Raw genomic sequence first — 9485 nt, 5'->3', positions numbered from 1 at the left:
GCTTTCCCGATCTACTACACGTTCGTTGCCTCGACGCAGACGCTGCAAACGATCCTCAGGCCGCCATTGCCGCTCCTGCCCGGCGATCAGTTCTGGAACAATTACACCGAAGCGCTGTTCGGCGGTGTCGGCCGCATCGGCGGCGTCAGCGTTGGCAGGCTGCTGCTCAACACGACGATCATGGCGCTTGGCATCGCGGTGGGAAAGATCTTCATCTCGATCCTGTCCGCCTACGCGATCGTGTTTTTCCGCTTTCCGCTTCGCATGACCTTCTTCTGGCTGATCTTCATCACCTTGATGCTTCCCGTCGAGGTGCGCATCCTGCCGACCTACAAGGTGATGGTCGATCTCGGCATGATCGACACCTATGCCGGCCTGATCATCCCGCTGATCGCCTCCGCCACCGCCACATTGCTGTTTCGACAGTTTTTCATGACCATTCCAGGTGAACTGGTGGAGGCGGCGCGTGTTGATGGTGCAGGGCCGTGGCGCTTCTTCTTCGATATCCTGTTGCCGCTGTCGCGGACAAACATCGCGGCGCTGTTCGTCATCCTCTTCATTTATGGCTGGACACAGTATCTGTGGCCGTTGCTCGTCACCAACAGCAGCAACATGAATACGATCGTTATCGCGTTGAGAAAGATGGTCTCTTTCGCCGATGCCGACACGCAATGGCACCTGGTCATGGTCACAGCGATGCTGGCCATCGTGCCACCGATCCTGGTCGTGGTGCTGATGCAGCGCTGGTTCGTTCGCGGCCTGGTCGATTCCGAAAAGTGAGAAGCTGATGGCGACCGTCGATCTGAAGGATGTGAAGAAGGTCTACCCCAGCGGTTTCGAGGCCGTGAAGGGCGTTTCAATCGCAGTTCCCGACAGGCAGCTTTGCGTGCTGGTAGGCCCATCGGGTTGCGGCAAGTCCACGCTGCTCAGGATGATCGCCGGGCTCGAAACCATCTCCTCGGGAACAGTTGCGATCGACGGCAAGATCGTAAACTCAATCGGCCCGACCGAGCGGGACATCGCCATGGTGTTCCAGAACTATGCGCTCTATCCGCATATGAAAGTCTACGACAATATGGCCTATGGGCTGCGCAACCGCGGCACGCCGAAAGATGAGATCGACAGCCGGGTCCGCGCGACGGCGAAAATACTGGAACTTTCGGCGCTGCTCGACCGCCGTCCGCGGGAGCTTTCCGGCGGCCAGCGCCAGCGTGTTGCCATGGGTCGTGCCATTGTGCGCAACCCGAGGGTTTTCCTGTTCGACGAGCCGCTCTCCAATCTCGATGCCAAATTGCGCGGCCAGATGCGCGTCGAGATAAAGAACCTGCAACGCTCGCTTGGCGTCACGTCGGTCTATGTCACGCATGACCAGCTCGAGGCGATGACGTTGGCCGACATCCTCGTCGTCATGAACGCCGGACTGGTCGAGCAAATGGGGGCGCCGCTCGACATCTATGAAAGGCCGGCCTCGACCTTCGTCGCTTCCTTCATTGGCGCGCCGCCGATGAATCTCCTGGCACTGACCGAAAGCGCCTCGGGCGCGGTGCTCGCAGACGGCACGGCGATCGCTTTCGCACCTCGGGAGGCAAGAGCTGCGACCCTCGGTTTTCGGCCCGAGGATGCCGACGTCACCTTCAATGCGGAGGCGCCGCCCGGCGCCCTCGTCCTGCCGGCGCTGGTCGAGGCAGTCGAACCGGTAGGCGCCGAAAGTTTCCTTCACTGTGCGGCAGGCGGCAACCGTATCGTCGTGCGTGTCGCGGGTCGCGCCACCGCCACGGTTGGCAACCAATTGCGCGTGGTTGCCAAGGCAGAAAAGCTGCACTGGTTCGATCAGGCAGGAAAGCGCGTCGGCTAATCCAAAAGATGCCCAGAGCGTTTCACCGTTTCACGGAAACGGCGAGCTGCTCTAACTCTTTGTTTTGACGCAATTCCAGACGGAAAACCGCTTCACAGTTTCCTAGAATTGCTCCAGCATACGGTGTTCAGGCGAAGACATGCGCCTTTCCCGATACGGTCAGCCGGACGATCTCGCCGACCGCCGGCGCGTCCATGCCCGGTTTGCGCAGGACCAGCGGCGTGTTGCCGATCGCTGCCGCATCGGGCGGATCGGCATTGTTCAAGAGCCGCACCGCGACCGTGCACATCGAGCCGGCGAATTCGGATTCCGTCACTTCGCCGAACAGCATGTCCGAGGTGCCGGACATGCCCTCGCGCGACGTTCTCTTCAGCGCGATCTGCTCCGGGCGAAGCATGATACGGGCGACATCGCGGCTGTCATTGGTGTCGACCGCGATGCGGCCGAGCGGAGAGTTGGCGAAGCCATCCGATATCTTGGCCGGCAGGATGATGGCGTCGCCAAGGAATTCGGCGATCATCCTGTCCTTCGGCTTGAGATAGAGCTCGCGCGGCGTGCCGATCTGCGAGAACTTGCCGTCGCGCATCACCGCGACCTGGCTGGCGAAGGACAGCGCCTCGGCCTGGTCGTGCGTCACCAGGATGGTGGTGATGCCGGCAGCTTCCAGAAGCTCGGCCACCGCCTTGCGCATCGAGGCGCGCAGGCCGGTATCGAGCGCCGAGAACGGCTCGTCGAGCAGCATCAGCCGGGGCTTCATCGCCATGGCGCGAGCCAGCGCCACGCGCTGCTGCTGGCCGCCGGAGAGCTCGTGCGGGCGGCGCTTGAGGATCGCCTTGTCCAGCCCGACGATATAGGCGAGCTCGACGATGCGCTCGGTGCGCTTGTCCTCGCCGCGACCCATGCCGAAACCGATATTGTCGCCAATGGTCAGATGCGGAAACAGGGCGCCATCCTGCGCCACCACGCCGATGCCTCGCCGATATGCCGGCACCGCAGCGCCGCCATTGGCCAATATCGTACCGTCGAGCGTGATGTGCCCCTGGTCCGGCGCCTCGAAGCCGGCAATCAGCCGCAGCAGGGTCGTCTTGCCGCAGCCGGAAGGACCGACAATCGCCGTGCGGCTGCCGCTGGCGACGTTCAGGTCGACGCCGGCAAGGGCGGCCACCGGGCCGTACTGCTTGTGCAAGCCACCGATTTCGAGAAAGCTCATCGTCCGGCCATCCGTTTCGACTGGACATAGAGCAGCCAGGTCAAGGGCAGCGACATCGCCACCATGATGAAGGCGTAAGGTGCCGCGGAGGCATAATCAATCTCGCCGCTGTAGGACCAGAACGCCATCGCCAGCGTGCGGGTGCCGTTGGGTGCCAGCATCTGGGTAGCGGTCAGTTCGTTCATGATGCCGAGCGCCACCAGCGCCATGCCAGCCGCGGCACCCGGCGCCGACAGGCGGATCGTCGTCGACCACAGCGCCTGCAGCGGCCGGCGGCCGAGGCTGGAAGCGGCGCGTTCGAGCTCGACCGGTGCCTGCGCGATCGACGCCCGCAGGCTGACCAGCGCGCGTGGCAGGAACATCAGCGCATAGGCCACCAGGATGGTGAACAGGGTCTGGTAGAGCGGCAGCGCGATGCGCACCGTGATGGTGACCAGCGCCAGCGCTATGACAACCCCCGGCAACGAGCCGACAATGTAGTTGCAGCCCTCCAGCAGGCGCTGCAATGGCCCCGGGGCGCGGATCGAGATCCAGGCCATCGGCATGGCGGCGACGGTGGCGAGCAAGGCGCCGGCGAGCGCCAGGAACAGCGTCTGGCCAAGCGCCAGGCCGATCTCGTCCAGGCGCCAGACAGCGGCGCCGCCGGCGATAAGCCAGCCGCCGATGGTGACGAACGGCACGCCGAGCGCCAAAAGCGTGGTGACGACAAGCAAGAGCAGGCTCGGAATGGTGGCGCGCCCGAGGCTTGCGCGTTGCTGATGGCGCGCCGCACCCGAGCCGACGCGGGCATAGCGCTCCTCGCCGCGCACCAGCACTTCGAGGCCGAGCAGCACGAAGCAGCAGCTGACCAGCACGCCGGCCAGCATGTTGGCGGCCGGTCCATTGAAGGTCGACTGGAACTGGTCGACGATCGCCGTGGTGAAGGTGTCGAAGCGGATGAAGACATAGAGGCCGTACTCGGCCAGCAGATGCAGGCCGACCAGCAGCGAGCCGCCGCAGATGGCGAGCCGCAATTGCGGCAGCACGACCCGCCAGAACACGCGTCGGGGTCCAAGGCCGAGTGCGGCGGCGGCGTCCTCGAGGGCGGGATCGAGACGGCGCAATGCCGCCGACACCGGCAGATACAGGAACGGGAAATAGGCGATAACGGAAACCAGCACGCCGGCCCACAGGCCGTGCAGTCCCGGCACCATGGTGATCCAGGCGTAGCTGTGGACGAAGGCGGGGATGGCGAGCGGCGCCACGCACAGCCAGGACCAGATCCGGTCGCCCGGCAGGTCGCTGCGCTCGGTCAGCCAGGCCAGCGCAACCGACAGCACGATGGTGATCGGCACCGAGAGCGCGACCAGCAGGACAGTGTTGACCAGAAGCTCGCCGACACGCGGCCGGAAGACCAGCGCCGCGACGGTTTCCCAGCCGGTCTGCACCGCGATCCAGATGATGAAGGCGAGCGGCACCAGCGCCAGCAGCGCAACGAAGATGGCGGCGAGGACCAGCCACAGCGGTGCGCGTCGCCGGGCCCTTCGGCCTGTGCCCGAAGGCAGGCCCGAACGCGCGAGATCGACCGCGGACTGCATCAGGTCAGACGCCGTGCCGTTGCCGTCCAGCGGCAGCAATTGAAGGACCGCGATCGCGGTCGGGAACACAGCGTGTCGTCATCGACGAATGCCATCTCGAAAAACAAAATCACTCCCGCGGAAGGCGAATTCCCGCGGGAGCGTGGTCGGGTGTCCTTTTAGGACGAATGGCAACTAAAGCAAGCCGGCTGCCGTCATCAGGTCGGTGACCTTCTTGGAGTTCAGCGTCGTGGCATCGACCTTCGGCGCCTGCAGATCGGCGAGCGGCACAAGCTTCGGGTTGGAGTCCGCACCCTTGCCGACCGCGTATTCGAAGGAATCGCCTGTTTTCAGCACGTCCTGACCGCCCTTGCCGGTCAGCCATTTCAGGAACGCCTGGGCTTCCTTGGGATGCTTGCTGGAGGCCAGCACGCCGCCGCCGGAGATCGAGACGAAGGCGCCCGGATCCTGGTTCTTGAAATAGTGCAGCTCGACATTCTTGCTGTTTTCGCCGGTCTTGGCCTGATCGCCGAAGTAGTAATAGTGATAGATGACGCCGCCTTCGATCTCGCCGGCATTGACCGCCTTCATCACTGTGCTGTTGCCCTTGTAGGCGGTGAAGTTGGTTTTCATCGCCTTCAGCCAGTCGGCGGTAGCGGCTTCGCCCTTGAGCTGGAGCAGGGCGCTGACGATGGCCTGGAAATCGGCGCCCGACGGGGAGGCGGCCCAACGGCCCTTCCAGCTCGGATCGGCGAGGTCAAGCATCGACTTGGGCAGCTGGTCGGCGGTCAGCTTGGTTTTGTTGTAGGCAAAGACCGTGCTGCGCGCGGCGACGCCGACCCATTTGCCGCTGGCCGGCTGATAGTCCTGCGGAACCTGTGCCAACGTGTCGGCATCGACCGGCGCGAACAGGCCGGCGCTCTCGACCAGCGCCATGGCTGGTGAGTTTTCCGTCAGGAACACGTCTGCGGGTGAAGCAGTGCCCTCGGCGACGATCTGATTGGAGAAGTCGCTGTCGCCGCCATTGCGCACTGTGACCTTGATGCCCGTTTCCTTGGTGAAGCCTTCGGCCCACGCCTTGGTCAGGCTTTCGTGCTGGGCGTTATAGACAATGATGCCGGCATCCTCGGCCATCGACGGGCTGGCGATCAGCATGATTGCCAGCGCCGTGGCGCCGGCGAGGGTGGAAAGAGCATATTTCATGACATTGTCCTAAAGTTCGGGTTGGCACCGGCTCACCTACCGATACCTGACAGGCTTAGTCAACATTGGTGATCTGCTTCAATCGGTCGCTGAAGCACAAACGCTTGATATCGGGCTCACAATTCCAAGTATGAAGGGACGCGAATGGCGTGCCGAATTCAAACCGATGGTTGATCCGCGGGCCGGATGAATGGGGCGGCTTGCAGACCGTGGAAAAGCACCGAATGCCGCCTGACGACCCTGGGAAGGTCCAAGCACCAGCCTTTGGCCTGCGTGAACAAGGCCTCCAGCAGTACAGCTATTTCTAACCGGGCGACGTGTTGACCCAGACAGGCATGCAGTCCGGTGCCAAAGGCAAGGGCCGACGAAATGCCGGAACCCAAATCCAACCGGTCGCCCGCCGGGAAAACAGAAATGTCTCGATTGGCGCTCGCCAGCACGGGTACGACGGCCTGCCCGGCTTTTATGGTTGCGCCACCAAATTGCATATCTTCCGCGGCGATGCGCGCTCCGGCATAGTGAACCGGAGCGCAAAAACGGAGCAGCTCTTCGGCTGCTGAAAACCAACTGACTTTCCCATCTTCAAGCAGCGAAAGCTGTTCTGGGAAGCGTGCAAGCGCGACCAGCGCATTGCCGAAGGTATCGACGACTGTCGCCTGCCCGGCAAAGAGCAGGAATACGATGTTTGCAACGGCATCGTCTCTCAGCCAGCGGCCAGCCTCGACTTCGGCAAGCATCTGAGCTGAAATACCGTTTGGGCGCACAGTACCGTGTTCTATCACGCTGGATACCCATGCCTCCAACCGGCGGCAGGCATCGTTTGCGTCTTCGTCTACGCCGCCGGCCCTTATTTCCAGGGCGTTGGCCATAAGCTGTGCGTCGGCGCCAATCCGCCAGGGATCGTCCATGTCGATACCAAGGATCTGTTCCAGGCCTGAAAACGCTAGCGGCAGGCCTATATCACGAACCGCGTCGAACTCCGGTTTTTGTACAGCTGCCTGCGTAAGTTCCGACGCTTTGGCCGCAAGCCGGTCGAATAGCCCGTTGCTGGAGGAAAAGCTTAGCGAACCAGCCAATGGGCGGCGCAGGCGCATGTGCCGCGGCGGGTCGGACAGCAGCATGGAACGGGTCAACAGGTCCAGGGCCGGATTGGCGCTGATCTTTTGCCTGACCTCCTGATAGGCGCCCGGCGGTGCCTGCAGCAACAGCGGGTGTTTCAAGGCCTGGGAAACAAGCGCATGGCTGAACACGTAGAAGGCTTCACCGACCTCGGGATAAGGAGGTTTGCCCCAACTGGCGCCTCCTGAACTCCGACGACGGGCGAATTCGGGAAACGCATCGCTGCCATGGGCGATGGGGTCAAATAGATCAGCCTGATCTGTCATCGGGCAAGATCGACAGCAAAGATAACGCGAAATCCGCCGGAACTCATGTCTTCAGGTAGAAAATCGGACGCGAGATGTAGAAATTCGCACCGGAGAACACGGTTATAGAACCGCAGTAGCGGATCCCTCGTTATGGATTCCACCGAAGGCATGACACCGGTCCGATGCCAATCGTCGATGGTCCGACGAAATTCCGGATCCGGCCGAACCTTGTCGGGCAACTCGTCCTGTGCTCCCGCGTAGGACGGGCAACGTCCGTCGCCGACCAACCAACGCGCACCGACCTGCCGTCCATAGTCAGACATTTGCGACAACAGGCGGCGTGCCATGTCGGTGCCGCGGAATTCGGGTCGCACACCAAGATTGTACACGTAGAGTGACCGTGCAGGTTGGCTCCTGGCAAGCGAAGAGTAGGCGGAGAAGGTCTTGGGGAACCTTCCCGTATCGTGCGGATCTTGGCTGGTTTCCACGAAGCAGATCGCGCCGGCAACAAGGTTCTCAACCATGGCCAGGATCATTGTATGCCCGAGCGAAAGCCGGTGGTGAATTGTTTTTTCGCTGGCACCGAGTCGTCCCCAGGCCGCGGCCTCCATCGCGGCCATGCCCGGCATGCCCGGAACGTCGTCCGCCATAAGCTGTTGAAATACGATCATCTTCATCGTCGAAAGGCGGCTCGTAATTGCGATATCGAATCGATAATTTTCTGATACCAGCTGTTGATGAGTGCATGAGTAGGGGCGGGTTGTCTCATGATCTTCTATGTTTGCCATCGCTTGCATGCCTATACCCTGGCAAGCCTGCTACTCTATTTTCGAACAGATTTGCAGGGTTCTGTGCGCTTTGTCCCCTATGACGAACGGGAGCATCTGCTTGAGATTTCCAGAGGCACCGTTCTTTGGACGGATTTGGACCGACTGAGCGAAGCAGAGATTGAAGCATGCTCCAATCTCAGCCAGCGGATGAAGTCGCAGCAGCCTGATCTGTTTCAACTCAACCATCCCCGAAAAAGCCTTCAGCGTTTCGATCTATTGCGTATGCTGTTCGCGGACGGCATCAATGATTTCAATGTATACAGACCCGAAAGTCTGCCGGCGGGAATGCGTTTCCCTGTCTTTCTGCGTGACGAGACGGGCGCCGCTTATAAAGTGCCGCCGCTGTTGCAATCGCCAGCGGAACTCGGCGAGGCGCTCTCGAACCTGGGTACGATGAATTTTGTTCGCCCCATAGTGGTGGAGTTTGGAGCAAAGGCTGGTGCCGATGGCAGCTACCGAAAATACTCGGCATATCGGATCGGCGAGCGCAGTTATGCGCAACACTGCTTCGCCAGCAAGGAGTGGTTCATAAAGGTACAGGGAGGCGGTATGTCGGGGCAACATCGGGTCGAGCATACCGCCTTTGTGCGCGACAATCCGCATGCGGTAGAGCTGATGCCGATTTTCGAGAAGGCGGGGATCTCATATGGCAGGATCGACTACACCATTGTCGATGGTCGTATCCAGGTTTTCGAGATCAACACCAATCCCACTGTATTGAACGACCCGCCCACACCCTTCGACAGATACGATTCGTTGCCTTACGCCAACATGCATGCAGATGCCTTGGCACAGCTGCCATATGCTAACGATCCCCTATCCACTCCGGTTATCGATGAGACACATCTCCAGATCTTGGGCCGCCTGAAAAACAAGTACCGTCGCAGACGGATGAAGCTGACCGTTCGAAAGGGCTTCAGGTCTTTCCGGGACGCCATGTTCGGCGACAAGCCTTGAGTTCTCGAACAAGAGCGCTGGGCAATATCGCACTGGCGATCGGCGCGCGGTGTGCCGCAATCTTTCGTGATTTGCCGATAGTTTGGCTTGGACATTATTTCGCCGGCCACGTAACAAATCAGCGCCGAGACGCGAAATTCGGGGGAGTGAACTCTTGTGAGCGGCAAGGACGAGGCCGAACTTTCCCGGCTGATGCGGGCCGCGATCGCGGGAGATGAAAGGGCTTACGCCGACTTTCTGCACCGGATTGCCGCGCTGGTTCGCGGTTTTGCCAGGCGCAAGATCGTGCAGGGCGGGGTCGATCCCGAGGATGTCGTGCAGGAAACCTTGCTGGCCATTCATGTAAAACGACATACCTGGCGCCAGGATGCGCCGGTGTTGCCGTGGATCTACGCGATCGCCCGCTTCAAGCTGATCGATGCGTTCCGGCGGCGAGGACGGCGCATCGAGATCGATGTCGACGATATCGCCGAGACGTTCGCCGAGCCGGAAACCGAGACCGTCAGC

At 61.4% G+C, this 9485-nt stretch carries 9 protein-coding genes; 4 read left to right on the top strand and 5 right to left on the bottom strand.

The window, feature by feature from the left end:
- Positions 1–780: sn-glycerol-3-phosphate ABC transporter permease UgpE (gene ugpE, locus EOC06_RS25330; RefSeq protein WP_128309075.1), on the top strand; the 780-nt coding region annotated here is incomplete at its 5' end.
- 7 nt (positions 781–787) lie between these two features.
- Positions 788–1855: a sn-glycerol-3-phosphate import ATP-binding protein UgpC gene (locus tag EOC06_RS25325; protein WP_128309074.1), complete on the top strand. Its 1068-nt coding sequence runs from the start codon at positions 788–790 to the stop codon at positions 1853–1855.
- A 127-nt stretch (positions 1856–1982) separates the two neighbouring features.
- Here the strand turns inward: EOC06_RS25325 and EOC06_RS25320 are convergent, their stop codons facing one another.
- The 5 genes from EOC06_RS25320 to EOC06_RS25300 form a co-directional block, all read right to left on the bottom strand.
- Positions 1983–3065 (bottom strand): ABC transporter ATP-binding protein, encoded by a 1083-nt coding sequence (locus tag EOC06_RS25320; protein WP_127318804.1) that lies wholly within the window; start codon positions 3063–3065, stop codon positions 1983–1985.
- Complete coding sequence (locus tag EOC06_RS25315; protein WP_164898727.1) at positions 3062–4642, bottom strand: iron ABC transporter permease; 1581 nt, start codon at positions 4640–4642, stop codon at positions 3062–3064. The genes EOC06_RS25320 and EOC06_RS25315 overlap by 4 nt, the downstream gene beginning before the upstream one ends.
- A gap of 174 nt (positions 4643–4816) precedes the next feature.
- Positions 4817–5824 (bottom strand): iron ABC transporter substrate-binding protein, encoded by a 1008-nt coding sequence (locus tag EOC06_RS25310; RefSeq protein WP_127268508.1) that lies wholly within the window; start codon positions 5822–5824, stop codon positions 4817–4819.
- A 158-nt stretch (positions 5825–5982) separates the two neighbouring features.
- Entirely contained in the window at positions 5983–7209 is a 1227-nt protein-coding gene (locus tag EOC06_RS25305; RefSeq protein ID WP_128309072.1) for a cytochrome P450, read from the bottom strand.
- Entirely contained in the window at positions 7206–7868 is a 663-nt protein-coding gene (locus EOC06_RS25300; RefSeq protein ID WP_128309071.1) for an N-acetyltransferase, read from the bottom strand. Before EOC06_RS25300 ends, EOC06_RS25305 begins: the two co-directional genes overlap by 4 nt.
- 90 nt (positions 7869–7958) lie before the next feature.
- Between EOC06_RS25300 and EOC06_RS25295 the strand changes: the two genes are divergently transcribed.
- Together EOC06_RS25295 and EOC06_RS25290 are read left to right on the top strand one after the other, a co-directional pair.
- Positions 7959–8978, top strand: a complete 1020-nt coding sequence (locus tag EOC06_RS25295) for a hypothetical protein (RefSeq protein ID WP_128309070.1) — start codon at positions 7959–7961, stop codon at positions 8976–8978.
- 156 nt (positions 8979–9134) lie between these two features.
- On the top strand, positions 9135–9485 hold a 351-nt coding region (locus EOC06_RS25290), incomplete at its 3' end, for a sigma factor (RefSeq protein WP_281062109.1).

The organism is Mesorhizobium sp. M7A.F.Ca.MR.362.00.0.0 (genome assembly GCF_004023175.1).
In the GTDB taxonomy this organism is placed as follows: domain Bacteria; phylum Pseudomonadota; class Alphaproteobacteria; order Rhizobiales; family Rhizobiaceae; genus Mesorhizobium.
This window is presented reverse-complemented; position numbering and strand designations above follow the sequence as displayed.

What these genes read in the sequence shown, in the direction of transcription:
- EOC06_RS25305 (WP_128309072.1), bottom strand. Translation starts at nt 7,209, where the DNA reads ATGACAGATCAGGCTGATCTATTTGACCCCATCGCCCATGGCAGCGAT.
- EOC06_RS25320 (WP_127318804.1), bottom strand. Translation starts at nt 3,065, where the DNA reads ATGAGCTTTCTCGAAATCGGTGGCTTGCACAAGCAGTACGGCCCGGTG.
- EOC06_RS25325 (WP_128309074.1), top strand. Translation starts at nt 788, where the DNA reads ATGGCGACCGTCGATCTGAAGGATGTGAAGAAGGTCTACCCCAGCGGT.
- EOC06_RS25315 (WP_164898727.1), bottom strand. Translation starts at nt 4,642, where the DNA reads ATGCAGTCCGCGGTCGATCTCGCGCGTTCGGGCCTGCCTTCGGGCACA.
- EOC06_RS25300 (WP_128309071.1), bottom strand. Translation starts at nt 7,868, where the DNA reads ATGAAGATGATCGTATTTCAACAGCTTATGGCGGACGACGTTCCGGGC.
- EOC06_RS25310 (WP_127268508.1), bottom strand. Translation starts at nt 5,824, where the DNA reads ATGAAATATGCTCTTTCCACCCTCGCCGGCGCCACGGCGCTGGCAATC.
- EOC06_RS25295 (WP_128309070.1), top strand. Translation starts at nt 7,959, where the DNA reads ATGATCTTCTATGTTTGCCATCGCTTGCATGCCTATACCCTGGCAAGC.